The sequence below is a fragment of the Pseudomonas sp. RIT-PI-q genome (assembly GCF_001297125.1).
Lineage (GTDB): Bacteria > Pseudomonadota > Gammaproteobacteria > Pseudomonadales > Pseudomonadaceae > Aquipseudomonas.
This window is the reverse complement of sequence record NZ_LHPC01000038.1, coordinates 182,242-197,643: the sequence shown is the minus strand read 5'-3', so window position 1 is coordinate 197,643 and position 15,402 is coordinate 182,242. Positions and strand designations below refer to the sequence as shown.

Sequence of the window (15,402 nt, the reverse complement as noted above, 5' to 3'; positions counted from 1 at the left end):
GTCGGGGAGTGAGGTAAGAAGTGTTCTAAGGTTTGAGAAAACGTTTGATGCAGAGGTTGCTTCGTTAGGCCCACGGATGTGCCTGGTATGGGGTCATTCCAAAATCACTTCCGCAGGAAGGGGGCTTCGCAGATGGGTAAGCAACAGGAAGGGGGCTTGAAGGGATGGGGGGCAAGTGCCGTTGACCTGAGTGGCGGCAGGCAAGTGCCGGTGACCAATTGGTCTTGCGAAAACATCGACGTCGCCACCCAAAGCGGTTCCACGTCCGAGCGAGTGGACTACTGGCGAGAAATGATTTTGCGGATGTTTGCCGACGTTGAAATCGGCGCTGTCCCGAACCCGGCGTTCTTCGGCAAAGTCAGGTCGCAGAAGTGCGAGCTACTGCGCATCAGTGACGTCAGTGCAGCGGCTCAGGCCGTCAACCGTCGTCACCTGCAACCAAGATCGCGGGACGAAGACAAATACTTTGCGGTGTTGATGCTCGAGGGGACCGAGCAGTTGGAACAGGACGGAAACAGGGCAATTATCGGGCCCGGGGATTTCGCCATTTATGATGCGACGCGACCGCATCAATTGAGCTTTGCCAATGATTGGCGGCAGATCATCGTGAGCTTGCCAAGGACCGGCCTGAATCAACTGGTGGTGGGAATGGAAAACCGGATGGCGACGCGAGTCTCCATGGACAATCCGGTCGGCCGCGTCATGCGCATGTTCCTGGAGAGTGTGACCTCACAAATTGGCCAGTTCTCTGCCGCCGAGATGATCAAGTTGTCGGAGTCGGCCACCAATCTGATTGCGCTGACGTTGGGCAACTTGCAAACCCTGGACCCTGCGCACTCTCGCAGCCAGGCGCTGACCTTGATGCGGGTGAAGGTCTTTGTGAACGACAACCTTCGCGATCCGACACTCAATGCCCAACAGGTCTCGCTGGGCACAGGTCTTTCAGCGCGTTACATCAATAAGCTGTTTGAACATGAGGGTTCCTCGCTGATGCGCTACCTGTTGCGTCGTCGCCTGGAACGTTGCAGCGCTGATCTGTTGAACCCGGCCAACGCCACGTTGCGGATATCCGACATCGCTTTTCGTTGGGGCTTCAATGACCTTTCGCACTTCAGCCGAGTCTTTCGTGAGGTCTATGGTCACGCGCCCCGGGATTGGCGCGAGGCTCAGCTTCGGCAGTAACCGTTTTCAGCCACAATGCCTACCGTGTAGCAGCTGGCGAAGCCTGCGCTCCGCTGCGAAGCAGTCGTGAAATCAGGCGATGCGGCCCTTCAGGGCTGCCTCGTGCTCAGGGTTCACGACTGCTTCGCAGCCGAACGCAGGCCTCGCCAGCTGCTACAGGACGTCGAGCCTGCTCTACCCTTGAGGCTCAACGCAATAACTCGTCTGCGTTCTTGCAGACGGGGAAATCCCTGCTTAACTCTGAATCGCCGGTCTGTCAGTGACTTACCGGTCACGGGAACCATCCGGGCACCCTTACGCTGTGCGTTCAGTCCAATTGGTTCAGGGAAGAGATGCCATGATGCCGCAAACTGCGATTATCGAGATTTGCGAGAAGTACAAGGTTTATACCGAGCACTATCTCAACACTGCCGCTGACAAGACCATCATTCTGGTCAACGGCTCACTGGCGACCACCGCGTCCTTTGCCCAAACGGTGCGTTACCTGCAACCACGGTTCAACGTGGTTCTCTACGATCAGCCCTACGCTGGGCAGTCGAGACTGCACAACCTCCACGACCAGCCGATTCGAAAAGAAGATGAAGCGCAGATACTGCTGGCATTGATCGAGCACTTTCGCGTGGACCATGTGCTGTCCTTTTCCTGGGGCGGGGCGGCCACTTTGCTGGCGCTGGCTCAACGGCCGCGACGGATCGAGAAGGCAGTGATCAATTCTTTCTCGGCGCGGATCAATACGCCGATGCGTGATTACCTGGAGCGCGGCCTGAACCATCTCCAGGCCTGTGACCGCCTGAACATCGGGCACCTGATCAACAGCACGATCGGCAAGCATCTGCCATCGCTGTTCAAGCGCTTCAATCACCGTCATGTCAGCAACCTGGCCGAGCACGAATACCGGCAGATGCATTTTCACGTCAATGAAGTGCTGACCCAGGACACCCACTGCTACGTCGCCTGTGCCGATGCCATCGAAATCCCGCTGCTGTTTGTCAACGGTGAATGGGACGAGTACACCTCGGCGGAAGACGCTCGGCTGTTTGCCAAACATGCCCCTCAGTCGAGGTTTCATACGATCAAGAACACCGGGCACTTCCTCGATATGGAACACTCGGCGGCCTGGAACGACGCCCAGCACACGTTGCTGGGGTTTCTGCAACCGGCTCCGAGAGTCGCGCTGCCGCTGGACAGCGGACAACGCGGCATCGTCAGTGATCGTGATTACAGTTGCAGTGCGGCACAGGGTTAGCGCCTTCAATGACAACCTGATCCGTGTTTTTTCGCCGCACCTGCTTCTTTCGCTGCAACCGGCGTGGAACTACAGTCAGTGACGCCGCTTCACGAGGCTTCAGGTCATGTACAGCTCGCTAGTCCTGCCGAGCAGCGCTCGGCAATTTCACGACCGCGTCTATGCCGGCGAAATCATCCGCATCGATGCCTTGCAGCCCATGGCGACGCTGGTGGAATACGCACGCGAGTTTCGCGAAGACGCACTCAATCCCTGGCAGCCGCAACAGATCCATCTTCACTTGAACCATTTTGAGCAGACTGAACACTTCGCAAAATGGCAGAACGATTTCGCCGGCTCGGCGGAGATTCAGCGGCGCTGGCGGGACGTCGTGGAAAGCCTTGGCATTGCGCCGGATACCCTGGCGTGTGATCGCCTGCATTTACGTTTTCAACCCCATCGTGAACCCGAGCAGGTCACGCCCCGTGCCCGCACCACCGCCACCATCGCGTTTCATCGCGATACCTGGGGCTCGAATCTCTACGCGCAAACCAATTGGTGGGCGCCGATCTATCCCATCACCACCGGGCGAACCTTTGCCTTATACCCGGACCTGTGGCAACGACCGCTGCGCAATTCGAGCGCCGATTTCGACATGCGCGAAATCCTCCAACGATCCCATCGAGACGGGCGCAACGCGGTGGATGCCGATGAGGCCATCCCGCATCTGCTGGAAGCGATTGCCGCGCAGGAGGGGATTGCCGTTGATATCGCTCCGGGCAGTCTGCTGGCCTTTTCCGGGGCGCATGCCCATGCCGGGGTTGGCAATCACACGGGGCTGACGCGTCTCTCTTTCGAAACCCGCTCGATCCTGATCGACGACCTGATTCGCGGAGTGGGCGCGCCCAATATTGATGGACACGCGCCGTGGCAGACGCTCGGACTGTTCCGCCGAATGAGCGATGCCAAGCGCCTCAACGACATCCTCGGTTGTGGATTCATCGAGCCCTATCGGAACCGCTGCGCAATAGCCTCTTCAAACGGATAAAGAGAAAAATACGGCCTGGCTTCGTCGATCACTCGCTGGACTGACGGCCTTTGCATCAACCTCTCGAAATAAGCACTCAAGTGCTGGTAATCGTCGGGAAACGGCAGCAGCGTGCTGGTATAGAAAAGAGCGGGGGCCGCGGCGCAATCGGCCATGCTGAAATCCGCCCCGGCTACCCAGATTCGCGAGGCCATTCGATGATCGAGCATGCCGTACGCCGTCATCAACATGGAGCGCGCTTGGGTCAAATCGCCGTGAGCGCCGCGCAAGTGATCACCGACAATGTGTTGCAGCGGCCCCTGGACGTACAGGTCGAAAAAGCGGTCCCACAGGCGCGCCTCCAACGCAGTGTCCCAATCCTCTGGAATCAGGCGGGACGGGCCTGGGTAAACCCGATCCAGGTACTCGATGATGATCGAGGACTCGGGCAATTCGCGCTTGTGCGCATGATCGCGGATGACCGGAAACTTGCACAGCGGCCATAACGCTTGAAGCTCCGTCCGGTCGGCCTCATTCCCCAGATCGATAATCCGTCGGTCGAAATCGATCCCGTGTTCGTAGAGCGCGATCAGCACTTTGTGACAGAACGACGACAGGGGGTGGTAGTAAAGCGTCAGCGACATGTTTGAGCTCCTCGGCGCAGTGCGCGCCCCAATCTCGATCTTCATCAAGAATAGCGAAGCGTAAGAACGCCTATGGGAAGAGTTACGGACGGTCAAGCTGCACTAACGCAAAACGGGTCATTTCACCGTCATCACCTGAAGCCGCTTGCGCCCCGTTTGCAGCAAGTACACGCCACCCATAATCGCAACAATCGCCAGGATGTGGTCGGGACGCAGGCTCTCGCCCGCGAATACAGTGCCGATGACGATGGCCACGAGCGGCGGGATGTACGTCACGCCGGACGCCGCAACGGCGCCGAGTTTCTGCACGAGGGTGTAGTAGAGGATAAAGGCCAGCCCGGTTCCCAGCAGGCCCAATCCCAGCGATACGCCGAGCATCGCGCGGGTGTCGGTGGTGATGTTCGCCAGCCCGGTAAAGTCTGTCACCGCCGCGATGATGATCAGTGCAAGCCCCATTTGGTAGGTGCTGAGTGCGACGGGTGAGATATCGATGCCACTCCAAAAGCGTCGTGCATAAACGAATGAACACCCCAGGCTGAGTGAACCGATCACCATGTACAGCACGCCCTGAAGATTGATCGTCGCCGAGTCGGCGTGCCAGGGTTGCGCAATCAGCAGCACGCCGAGAAAACCTGCACCGATTCCCGCCGCCATCCGCGCCGTCAGCGCCTCGTCACGCAGAAAAACAAACGAAGTCACGAAGGTGAATAGCGGAATCGCACCGCTGAGCATGCCGGCCACGCTGGACGGCAGTAACGAAGTGCCCTTGGCGAAGGCGTAGTAATAGATCGCCGTCGCCAGCAACGACATGACTAGAAAGTGATGGGCGTAGCGCAGGTGGTGCCAGCGCAGCGAGCGCGTGAATAACGCGTAAGCCAGGATCGGCACAAAACCAAAGAACACCCGCAGCAAGACAATCTGTCCGGGCGTGATCAGCGCCGACGCCCATTTCATGAAGATGAAGTTGGTCCCCCAAATCAAGCCGAGGGCCGCGAAGGCAACGTAGGTGGTGTTTTTCATGGTGCACCTCATAAACAACAGGCCTCATTGTGGTGGGTGCGGAACACCTGCTACAAATGACTAATCGTCCTTGATGCAATAGAAAAACTACGCCATGAAATCGATGCCACCGCTTAAGGCTTTGCATTACTTTGACGCTGCAATGCGCCATGGCAGCTTCACCGAGGCGGCTCACGAGCTGTTTGTGACGCCGGGAGCGGTGGGCCAGCAGATACGAAATCTGGAGCAATGGCTCGGAGTTTCCCTGTTCACCCGGCAGGTTCGTCAGGTCCAGCCGACGGCGGAAGGCCTTCAATACTGGGGGCGAATCCAACCGGCGCTGAACCATATCGCCGAGGCGAGCCACACGCTCAAGAACAACAAAAGCAACAGCGCCAGAATCAGCATGCCGCCGACCTTTGCGGCCAACTGGTTTGCCCGGCGTATACCGCTGTTTGTGGCGGCGCATCCCGCGGTAGACCTGCATTTGAGTTCATCGACGGAGCTGGTTGATTTCACCACCGGGCTGGTCGATCTGGCTGTGCGGTATTTCGATGGGGGCGGATCAGGCCTCGACATCCAGCTCCTTTATCGAGACGAAGCGCGTGCCTATTGCTCGCCGGCGTATCTGCGCAAGATTGATCCCAAAGACCCCGGCAGCATTGCCAGCGTCACGTTGATTCACACCACGATGCATCCGCACTGGGCTGTGTGGCTAGAACGGCATGCCGGGTTAGCACCGGATGCGATCGAGGCCATCGCCGGCATGCATTTCGATCAGTCACTGTTGTCGATTGACGCGGCCAAACGGCATCAAGGCGTGGTGTTGACCAGTCCTTTGCTGGTGCAAGCCGAGGTTGAAGACGGTTTGCTGGTTGAGCCTTTTGCCCTCGGTCTGGCACTGGATAAAGGCTTTTATCTGGTGCATCCGCGCATGGCGCAGCAACGTCCCGCCGTGCAGGCCCTGAAGCAATGGCTGATTGAACAGGCGTCACTGACGGGCGCCCACTGAATCAGGCAGTCTCGGCAGCAACCGCTCGAGCCCGGCTGCCCATTGCAATGGCCAGTGCGGCGGCAATCAGCAGCAACGCGACGGCAAAAGTAATCCGCATACCGCCGGAGACCACGTCCGGCCGCGCCGTGCTGATGTCGACCGCTGCCGAGGCGAGCGCGAATACCGCGCCCATCGCCGACGCGCCGGTGATCAGGCCCAGGTTGCGCGACAGGTTGAGCAGGCCGGAGATGACGCCGCGCTGGTCGGGTGCAACATCGGCCATGACCGCCGTGTTGTTGGCGGTCTGGAACACGGCATAGCCGAGGGTGATCACGACCATCGGGGCGATGTAGCCAGCGATGCCGAAGGTCAGTGGCAACAGCGCAAGCATGAGGCAACCGATCGCCATTGTGCTGAGCCCGGCGAGGGTCATGCGCGGGGCGCCAAAGCGGTCGGCGATGCGGCCGGCGGGCACACCGGTCAACGCTGCGACAAACGGCCCGACCGACAACACCAGCCCGACCCCGACGGCGTCCAGCCCGAGCGCCTGGGACAGATAAAACGGCCCGACCACCAACGTCGCCATCATCACCGTCGCAACAAGCGTGCTCATGCCGAGGCTGCAACTCAACACCGGGTCGCGGAACATGGCCAGGCGAATCAGCGGTGAGGCGACTCTCGTTTCAGTCATCAGAAACATTCCAAGACCCAGCAGCGCCGCCAGCAGCAGGGCAATATTGAGCCAGCCGAAACTGCCTCGCCCCAGCGTCATGGCCAGCGCATACGCCGCCAGTGTAAGCGCCAGCAGCAGCGTGCCCACAGGGTCGAAACCGGCTCGCGCAGCCTTGGGTTTCTGCCGGTCGGCGGGCAGATAGCGATGCGCAAGCACCAGCGTCAACAAGCCTAACGGCACGGTGATCAGGAAGATCGCGCGCCAGCCGTAGCCGGCGATCAGCAGGCCGCCGAGCGACGGCCCCGACGCCGTGCCAATCGCCGACATCGTGCCCAGCAACCCCATGGCGCTACCGGTTTTTGCCTTTGCAACGGTCTCGCCAACAAACGCCATGGTCAGCGCCATCATGATGGCGGCGCCCAGCCCCTGCAGCGTCCGGGCGGCAATCAGCAACGGCAGGGAAGGGGCGAAGCCGCACAGCGCCGAGGCCAGGGTGAACACGCCGATACCGATCAAGAGCAACCGCCGACGGCCAGTGAGGTCACCGAGTCGACCGACGCTGACGATCAACGTGGTGATGGCCAGGAGATAGGCGATGACAACCCACTGTACGTGTTGGAAAGAGGCGCCGAACACCTGTGTCAACGTCGGCAAACCGACATTGGCAATGCTGGTGCCGAGCGATGACAGCAGCATCGAAAGCGAAAGGCTGGCCAGGGCCCAGCGAACCGAGGGTGTGGGTGGCGCATTGTCCGCTACTGCAAGGGTCGGCTTCATCCTGTACCTCTCTGTCTGGCAACTCGCGAAGTGGAGCTATCAGGAATCTACGCTCGGGCCTAATATGGCGGAAGACGCACCCTTTGCACTGTATACGTGCGTTAAACGCCTTATCCCACTTGCGGAGCGCTGCATGTCCACGCCCGATCTGAACTTGCTGATCACCCTTGATGTGCTGCTCGCCGAAGGCAGCGTGGCGCGCGCGGCAAAACGCTTGCGGCTGAGTCCATCGGCGATGAGTCGGGCATTGGCGCGATTGCGCGAAACCACGGGCGATCCGTTGCTGGTCAGGGCGGGGCGAGGGTTAGTCGCAACACCGCGAGCGCTTGAACTGCGCGAGCGGGTCAGTCAGTTGGTACAGGAGGCCGAGGCGGTGCTGCGCCCGGCCGAACAGCCAGACCTCACACAGCTGGTCCGAACGTTCACACTGCGCACCAGCGAAGGCTTCGTCGAGAACTTCGGCGCTCAGTTGATTGCGCGCATCGCCGAACAAGCCCCAGGCGTGCGCCTGCGCTTCATGCACAAACCGGACAAGGACAGCACGGCACTTCGCGACGGGACTGTCGATCTGGAGACGGGTGTGGTGGGCAAGTCCGCTGGCCCGGAGTTGCGCACCCAGGGTTTGTTCCGGGACCGTTTCATCGGTGTTGTGCGAATCGGTCACCCATTGAGTGAAGGCGAAATCACGCCCGCGCGTTATGCGGCGGGCAGTCACATCAGTGTGTCCCGGCGGGGGCTCGACAAGGGGCCGATCGATGAAGCGCTTGTGCCTCTGGAGCACCAGACAGTGACCATCGTTGCAGGTTTCTCCACCGCGCTGGCGCTCGCCCGGACCACCGACCTGATCGCCAGCGTTCCGGAGCGGCACACCGCCAGCCTGCGAGAAGGCATGCACAGTTTTGTGCTGCCGGTTGCTTTGCCGATGTTCACGGTAGCGATGCTGTGGCACCCGCGACTGGATGCCGATCCGGTGCATAAATGGTTGCGCAGTTGTGTTCGGGGTGTCTGTGCACAGTGAGTGTCAGGGTGATATCAACTACAACTGCCCCTGGAATGGTTAATCTAACGCTTAGTTTGATGGGTGATAACTTCCATTGATTTCGCTATAAAAATACATTGAACTTATGGGTGGGTGTGAGGTATTGGTTTAATTATCGTTACTGTAAAATCTTCTCCTTTTCAAACGTGACAGTGTTTGTATGGCGTAACGCTATCGATGATGGCTATAAACTAGCACTGAACAGAAGTTATGTTAACTGTATGAAAATAAAGAGAATTCATTGGTGCGTGTAATTGCATGTCGATGTTTGGCGGTGGGTCGATATGGGGGGATTTTCGCGTTCGTCGTATCAAACAAATAACTTCATGCATTTTTTCAACGTAGTGCTAGTGTTGCTTGTCTCTTGTTAACCACACGCTTATCTGTCTGTAGAGGCGAGCCGTCATGCCGACTCCAGATCCTCGGATTGCGATACTGGGTAATAGAGTTCCAGGCTTGAATTTTCCGGAGCTTGAACACTTTGCCGATTTAGGCAGTTTGTTGGCTGCAGCCGCAGTTGATGTGTTGCTGCTTGACATGCCTGCCGCTTATGCGGGGAGAGTGCTGCGCAAGTTGCGCTCGATTCCGTCTTTTCGCTACATCCTCATTTACTGCTGCCGTGACCAGGATGGCTGGTGCGAAACCTTGGGTGACGGCGCGTGCCCGGTTGATGCCAGCGAAATAAAAACCCTCTGGGGTATATGGCAAGAGCGCTTCAGGCAGTTCAGGTACGGTTCTGCTCCTGAGCGTTTTGAGAGTCGGGTGCTGTCCTGGTTGTGGCTGCGCGACAGCGCCCGCGTATATGCCCTGCGCGACCCGCAAGTGCCTCAACATTATCGCTATCCGTTACTGGATGTCCTGGCTGATAACGAGCAGGTCAACTCGTTTGTCTGGCTCGGTTTGATGGTGCAACAGGGCTGGCTGGAAGAGGGGGTTCTGGTCGATCGCGTGCGTCTGTGTTCCGATTGTGGCTCGGGCCGGCTCAATTATATTGACGTGTGTGCCGAATGCCAGGCGCTGGACATTTCACGGCAACCTTCATTGCACTGCTTCACCTGCGGTCATGTCGGGCCTCAGGAGTCTTTTCTCAAAGACGGGGTGTTGTTGTGCCCCAATTGCTTGAACCGGTTACGCCACATTGGCAGTGATTACGACCGCCCGATGGAGAACTACCGCTGTCGCTCATGTCAGGCGTTTTTTGTCGATGCTGAAGTGCAGGCTCGCTGCCTGGACTGTGGCCTGTCACACACGCCCGACAAGTTGCGCGTCCGTGAGGTCAGGGATTTCCAACTGGCCGAGGCCGGACGTTTTCGCTGCCGTCAGGAGTTCAGCGATCAATCGGTTCATCACTTCGGCAGGCTCAACCTGTTAGGTGGCAAGGACTTCTACAACCTGCTGACCTGGCAGATCCAGCTGGTGCGCCGCTACCCATCGCCGGCCTTCTCAGTGATTGGCCTGCGTTTCGTCAATCTGGCCGGGACGATGTCTCGCCTGGGTGAACACCGCGGCCACGCCTTTATCGATAGCGTGGCTGATCGCTTGAAGGAAACCGTCAGGGAAACGGACCGCTGTTCTCGAAGTACCGAGGAGTATTTCTGGATCATGCTGCCCCACACCGATGGCAAAGGACTGGAAAGCGTCAAGCAGCGCCTGGGCCGGGTTGCCGAGCTGTTTTCAGCACCGGAGGTCAGTGACATTTCCCTGCGTGTCATCAGCATCACCGCGCCCGACGACCTGCTCGATCAGGAAGATGGTGAATTGTTGCTGGCGCGTCTCGCCAGTGACTTGGGTTGATGCGCCATGAGCCCTTTCCTGGAGCAACTCTTCAACGCACTCAGCGCGCTTGCGGGGCCGGATGGTCTGAGCCGTTTGTTCTACATGCTGTTTCCAGCGTTCCTGATTTTTGAATTACCGCTGATGATCATGGTGCTGCTGGGGGTATTGCGCTGGTTCACACGGCGGCGCACCCATGTGCCGAAGATCAGCGTCTATCGGCCCAAGGTCTCTTGCATCATTACTTGCTACAGCGAAGGGATGGACGTTCAGACCACGCTGTTAAGCCTGTGCGAACAGACTTATGCCGGCCACATCGAGATGATTCCGGTGGTGGACGGCGCCACGGTCAACCAGCCGACACTCAGTGCCGTTCGCAGTTTCTACGTCGACCCGCAGTTGTACCCCAGGCGCCATTTGCGGCCGATCGCCAAATGGCAGCGGGGCGGTCGGGTGTCGTCATTGAACGCGGGGCTGTCGCTGGCCAGCGGTGAAATCGTCATGGCGCTTGATGGTGATACCTCCTTCGATAACAACATGGTCGGCGCCATCGTGCGGCATTTCGAGGACCCCTCGGTGCCTGCGGTCGCCGGTAGCCTGCGCGTGCGCAATGTCTGGGCCTCTTGGGTGACCGCGATGCAGTCGCTGGAATACCTGCTGTCGATTCATATGTCGAAAATCGGTCTCGCCGAATGGAACCTGGTCAACAACGTCTCGGGGGCCTTCGGCGCGTTCCGTCGCAGTTTCCTGGTGAAAATCGGCGGCTGGAACACGCACACCGCCGAGGACCTGGACCTGACGCTGCGCATCAAGAGTTATTTTAAACGGCACGACTTGAGGATTCCCTTCGAGCCGGAAGCGGTCGGGCATACCGATGCCCCTGCCACGCTCAAGCAGTTTCTGATGCAGCGCCTGCGTTGGGATGGCGACCTGTTTTTCCTGTACATCCGAAAGCACAACCACAACATCAGCCCGAACTTATTGGGCTGGCGGACCTTTCTGATGATCCTGCTCACGGGGTTCTTTTTTCAGTTGGTGCTGCCGTTTCTGATCTTCAGCTACACCTTGCTGGCGTTGTTCATCCTGCCGGGCAAGACCTTGCTGTTCCTGTTTGTGCTGATCTATCTGCTGTACCTGATGATTACCGCACTGTTGTTCACCGTCATGATCGTGATGGTGTCCGACCGACCTCGACAGGACATGATCCTCGGCTTGCTGGTGCCGGTGTTCCCGCTGTTCATGCTGCTCCTGCGGTGCTGGAGCGCGGTGGCCATGCTCAACGAGATGTTCCGTCGTGGCCATGAAGAAAGCTCGATGGCGCCGTGGTGGGTGCTTAAACGAGCCACGAGGTTTTGATATGCGCTCGATTCCTCTGCTGTTGACGCTGCTATTGCTGCCGACGCTGATGATGGCACCGGCGCAGGGCGCCCCATCGCGCAACTGGTCGCAGGCCAGTTATGTCTGGGACAGCGAAGCATTGCTCGATCCCGACCATCGGGCGACTGAACTTGAGGCGTTGCGAAAAGCCGGGATGGACAAAATCTACCTGGGCCTCAAGTCAGCGCAGCTAAAAGAGCTCGGCTCGACGCGTCAACGGCTGGAGCAATTGCTCCGGGACGCGACCGGCAAGGGGCTGCAAGTGAGCCTGTTGCTGGGTGATCCGGCCTGGATCGAGCCGCAACAGCGCCATGAGCTCAGCGATTTATTGGCGAAACTGAAGGGACTTTTATTCACCAGCCTGCACCTCGACCTGGAAGTCGAGCAACTGGGTATGCCGGTCCCGGATCAGCGCTTGAAGGACTGGATCGAGACCTTACGCGTGGCCGCCAAAGAGAGCCCTTGGCCGGTAGAGATTTCCAGCCATCATCGCTGGTTCGCCGAGGCTAAACCCGGTCAAACCTGCGTGCCGTGCGCGCTACCCGGCGCCGGCGTGCGTCAGGTCAGCCTGATGATCTACACCCGCAACCCGCAAAACAGTGCGCGCATGGCGGAGCAGATCGCCAGGCGCTGGCCTGATCTGGAGTTTCGCCTGGCGCAAAGCACCGAGCCGCAACTGGATGCCACGGAGTCCTGGGCTGGCGCGTCGAACGAGCAGTTGCAACGTCAGACCAGCGTCTGGCGCGAACAGCTGCAACCACAAGGGATTGCCGGTATCGACTGGCAAGCCTGGCGAGACTTTCCAAAACGGTGAGCCGTCATGAAAATTCGATTTGATAGCCGTAAAGAGCTGAGCCCGACCCAGGAACAGGGTTTGAGCGTGTTGTATGCGCCGGGCAAGCGCGTGGCGTTTCGGGTGCGTTGGTACTTGATTCTGCTGCTGGTCGCGAGCCCGTTGCTCTGGCTCGGCGGCAAGCTGGCCTATGGCATGCTGATGATCGACGCGCCGGCGCAATTGCGCTTGCCGATTCTTGAGGTGCGCGCGCGGGATGCCGGTCGGGTCGAGCAGCTGTTTGTCACGGCCGGTGAACAGGTGCGGGTCGATCAACCGTTGGTCAATCTCGACAACCCGGAATGGCGTGCCCGGCTGTCGCAACTGGCGGCGATGCCGACCAATACCGTGCGTGCCACCGACACCAAACTGGACGGCAGGGAGCGCCAGTTGCTCAGGACCCGAATCGGCAGGGCCGAGCAAAAGGTACAAACGCTGGAAGACATGGTAATCAGTGGGGCCGTCTCTCGTGGCGAGGTGCTGGCGGCGCAATCCGAACTCGACGCCTTTCGCGCCGACTTGCTGGCGTACGAGCGCCGCGAGCAACAGGCGCGTCAGTCGCCGTTGAGCGTCGAGCGCGAAATTCTTCAACAGAATGCCGAGCAACAGTGGTTGAAAACCCGGCTCGCCGCGTTGTCGGTCAAGGCCGCGCAGAGCGGTCGGGTTGCAGAGGTATTGGTCAATCCCGGCGAAAACGTCGGCGCCGGCACATTGCTGATGCGCATCGAACGCCTGGAAGAGCCGCTGCTGTGGATTTACCTGGAACCGCTGAACATCAGCTACGCCGCGATTGGCCAGCCGCTGCGCGTGCGCATGCCGGATGGCGAGTGGCTGACGGCCCATGTTGTGCAGGCCGTGGACAGCGCCGGTCGCACGCCAACAGTGTTGCGTGGGCCGTTTGCTGCCAGTGAAATGGGTTTGCAGGTCGCCGCGCGGTTTGATCAACCGCTGCCGCCGCGCTGGAGAATCGATCAGCTGCCAGTAAATGTGCGTTTTCCCACCGACTGGCAGGAAATGGTCAGTACCAGCCGTGAACTGATTGAGGGAATCGCCGACTTCATTGCGATGGAGCGGCCAGCCACGGCCGCACAGGGGAATAAATAAGTCAGAAGGTGAACTGACGCGCCGAACGCGGCGAGGCGTGAGCCACTTCCATCTCTAGCAGATGTTCGACCAGAACATCGTTCAAAAACCGGAACTGATCGTTCAATCCAACAACTTCGTTGTTGAAATGGTTACCTGCGGCGGGGATCAGCAACGCTTCGAAGTTTTTGTCGAACACCAGTGACAGTTCTTTTCGCGACACGACTTCTTGCGAGTAGTAGTTGTTGCCGAATACCGGAAAACTCACGGCAAGGGTGACGGAATGGATCATGACGTGCGCTCCTCAGTCAGGACGTACCAGGAAAAAATGCTCAGTGTGAAAGCCGTCAGGGCCATGCAGGTCAGGAGATGGATCATCATGATGTGCCCCTCCGCTGTGGGGTTTTTCTGTGGGGTTGAGATTGATCCTACGCTGACGGTCATTGAGCGGAAGGCATTCGCGGCGATGGTGAATATCGATGGAAGTGATGGTGGCTTTTGCGGTGTTCTTGAGGGCCTCATCGCGGGCAAGCCCGCTCCCACAGGTCTGTGGCCATCCCAGATCATTGTGGGAGCGGGCTTGCCCGCGATGAGGCACTAAAGAACACCACAACCCCAAGCGAACAAACGCCGCCACCTATACTCAAATCAATAGGCCTTTTGAACACCGGACATCCCGTCCGAAACGTCTTTAGGAAACCGCGATCTTGAACCTGCGTTCGCTGATCGTCGCCGTGCTGGTGGTATTGGCGGGTTGCGTCACGCCTGCGCCTGCCCCGGTGGTAGTGGCACCCGTGGTGATTTCCCAGAGCACCTGGCAGCAAGTGGACCGGGAGATTGTCGCGGCGTCGCAATCGGCCACCGAGCAGACCAGAATCTACGCGCGCGGTGCCATGGATTACTGGCGAACCCGGGTCTATCAACTGACTGAAGAGAACTTCATTCCATGGTTCAGCAGTTACTGGACACAGGAATGGCTATCGATGAAGGTCAGCTGGTACACCATCAGCGCCAAAGGTGAGCAGGATGCGTCGGCCAAGCGTCTGGCGGCCTATCTGCTGGAGCAATACCAACAGCGGGTGTTGGCGCCGGTCGCGGTGGAGATCGATCCCGACGCGATCCTCGGCCTGGCCACGGCGTTCTACGTCGACATCCTTCAGGAAGAGCTGCAGAAAATCTCCCAGCGCCACGGCGTGCCGATGGCTCAGCTCAACGGCCGGATCCAGAAAATCCCCGCCATTGCACTGGGGCCACCAACCGCGCGGGACGCTTCGCTGTATCAAGTCGTGCACACCCAGCCGCTGAACACCTTGCCGGCCTATGCGGCGCTGATCGACAAGATCCACGCGGCGGGTGGCGACAAGGGCGTCGGGTCGACAGACACCGCCATGGCGCCGGTGGCCAAGCGCGCCAGCCAACGGATGGAGGCCGAAATGGCCCCGCGCGGTGCGGCCAGTGCGGTAGCTGCTGCAGCGGGCAAACTGGCCGGAGGCTTGATTACCGTGGGTGTGGCGGGGATTCGCGCGATTATTCAGGCCGCCGATCGGCCCGACAGCGAAGCACTGATTCGCAGTAGCCTGGGCAATACGTTCGACAAGGCCTGGCTGAAACTGGTGCAGAACCCGACGACCGGCGTAATGGCCGGGACGCTGTACATGGCGGGGCAGATCGAAGGCAACCTGGCGGGGAGCGCCGAAGTACCGTCGGTCAGTTCGGGCAGCGGCGCTGTCGATTGGAGCCCGAGCGAATCGACTAACCAGCAGAACGCCCCATAACC

The 15,402-nt window shown here is 59.2% G+C and carries 15 protein-coding genes; 11 read left to right on the top strand and 4 right to left on the bottom strand.

Going from position 1 to position 15,402, the window contains the following annotated elements; translation table 11 throughout:
• Nucleotides 1–132 precede the first annotated feature (132 nt).
• The 3 genes from AEQ67_RS20240 to AEQ67_RS20230 all read left to right on the top strand — a co-directional run bounded on the left by AEQ67_RS20240 (nt 133) and on the right by AEQ67_RS20230 (nt 3,455).
• Nucleotides 133–1,182 (top strand): helix-turn-helix domain-containing protein, encoded by a 1,050-nt coding sequence (locus tag AEQ67_RS20240; RefSeq protein WP_236710386.1) that lies wholly within the window; start codon nt 133–135, stop codon nt 1,180–1,182.
• A gap of 337 nt (nt 1,183–1,519) precedes the next feature.
• Nucleotides 1,520–2,428 carry an alpha/beta fold hydrolase gene (locus AEQ67_RS20235; RefSeq protein WP_059405602.1) on the top strand — a complete coding sequence of 303 codons (909 nt, stop codon included), beginning with the start codon at nt 1,520–1,522 and terminating at the stop codon, nt 2,426–2,428.
• 106 nt (nt 2,429–2,534) lie between these two features.
• Entirely contained in the window at nt 2,535–3,455 is a 921-nt protein-coding gene (locus AEQ67_RS20230) for a hypothetical protein (RefSeq protein WP_059405601.1), read from the top strand.
• On the opposite strand, the gene AEQ67_RS20225 is transcribed toward AEQ67_RS20230, so the two are convergent.
• Nucleotides 3,416–4,078, bottom strand: coding sequence for a glutathione S-transferase family protein (locus tag AEQ67_RS20225; protein ID WP_059405600.1), 663 nt, complete (start codon nt 4,076–4,078; stop codon nt 3,416–3,418). The two genes, AEQ67_RS20230 and AEQ67_RS20225, sit on opposite strands and share 40 nt — an antisense overlap.
• A gap of 117 nt (nt 4,079–4,195) precedes the next feature.
• Nucleotides 4,196–5,098: a DMT family transporter gene (locus AEQ67_RS20220; RefSeq protein ID WP_059405599.1), complete on the bottom strand. Its 903-nt coding sequence runs from the start codon at nt 5,096–5,098 to the stop codon at nt 4,196–4,198.
• Between the two features lie 94 nt (nt 5,099–5,192).
• Here AEQ67_RS20220 and AEQ67_RS20215 point away from each other — a divergent pair, with 94 nt between their 5' ends.
• On the top strand, nt 5,193–6,089 hold the full coding sequence (locus AEQ67_RS20215; RefSeq protein ID WP_059405598.1) for a LysR substrate-binding domain-containing protein: 897 nt from the start codon (nt 5,193–5,195) through the stop codon (nt 6,087–6,089).
• A 1-nt stretch (nt 6,090) separates the two neighbouring features.
• On the opposite strand, the gene AEQ67_RS20210 is transcribed toward AEQ67_RS20215, so the two are convergent.
• On the bottom strand, nt 6,091–7,521 hold the full coding sequence (locus AEQ67_RS20210; RefSeq protein WP_059405597.1) for an MFS transporter: 1,431 nt from the start codon (nt 7,519–7,521) through the stop codon (nt 6,091–6,093).
• A 133-nt stretch (nt 7,522–7,654) separates the two neighbouring features.
• On the opposite strand from AEQ67_RS20210, the gene AEQ67_RS20205 reads away from it, so the two are divergent.
• From AEQ67_RS20205 to AEQ67_RS20185, 5 genes are all read left to right on the top strand, one after another.
• Complete coding sequence (locus AEQ67_RS20205) at nt 7,655–8,539, top strand: LysR family transcriptional regulator (protein WP_059405596.1); 885 nt, start codon at nt 7,655–7,657, stop codon at nt 8,537–8,539.
• Nucleotides 8,540–8,965: 426 nt separating this feature from the next.
• A complete protein-coding gene (locus AEQ67_RS20200) occupies nt 8,966–10,354 on the top strand; it encodes a diguanylate cyclase domain-containing protein (RefSeq protein ID WP_059405595.1) in 1,389 nt (462 codons plus the stop codon).
• A 6-nt stretch (nt 10,355–10,360) separates the two neighbouring features.
• Nucleotides 10,361–11,689, top strand: coding sequence for a glycosyltransferase family 2 protein (locus AEQ67_RS20195; protein ID WP_059405594.1), 1,329 nt, complete (start codon nt 10,361–10,363; stop codon nt 11,687–11,689).
• Between the two features lies 1 nt (nt 11,690).
• Nucleotides 11,691–12,524, top strand: coding sequence for a hypothetical protein (locus AEQ67_RS20190; RefSeq protein WP_059405593.1), 834 nt, complete (start codon nt 11,691–11,693; stop codon nt 12,522–12,524).
• 6 nt (nt 12,525–12,530) lie between these two features.
• Nucleotides 12,531–13,646, top strand: coding sequence for an HlyD family secretion protein (locus tag AEQ67_RS20185; protein WP_059405592.1), 1,116 nt, complete (start codon nt 12,531–12,533; stop codon nt 13,644–13,646).
• A gap of 1 nt (nt 13,647) precedes the next feature.
• Here AEQ67_RS20185 and AEQ67_RS20180 read toward each other — a convergent pair whose 3' ends face one another.
• The gene (locus AEQ67_RS20180) at nt 13,648–13,917 is read right to left on the bottom strand and encodes a hypothetical protein (protein ID WP_059405591.1); all 270 of its coding nucleotides are present in this window, start codon (nt 13,915–13,917) and stop codon (nt 13,648–13,650) included.
• On the opposite strand from AEQ67_RS20180, the gene AEQ67_RS35875 reads away from it, so the two are divergent.
• Together AEQ67_RS35875 and AEQ67_RS20170 are read left to right on the top strand one after the other, a co-directional pair.
• A complete protein-coding gene (locus tag AEQ67_RS35875) occupies nt 13,909–14,226 on the top strand; it encodes a hypothetical protein (RefSeq protein ID WP_059405590.1) in 318 nt (105 codons plus the stop codon). The genes AEQ67_RS20180 and AEQ67_RS35875 overlap by 9 nt on opposite strands.
• 106 nt (nt 14,227–14,332) lie before the next feature.
• Nucleotides 14,333–15,400 (top strand): hypothetical protein, encoded by a 1,068-nt coding sequence (locus AEQ67_RS20170; protein ID WP_059405589.1) that lies wholly within the window; start codon nt 14,333–14,335, stop codon nt 15,398–15,400.
• Nucleotides 15,401–15,402: the final 2 nt, after the last annotated feature.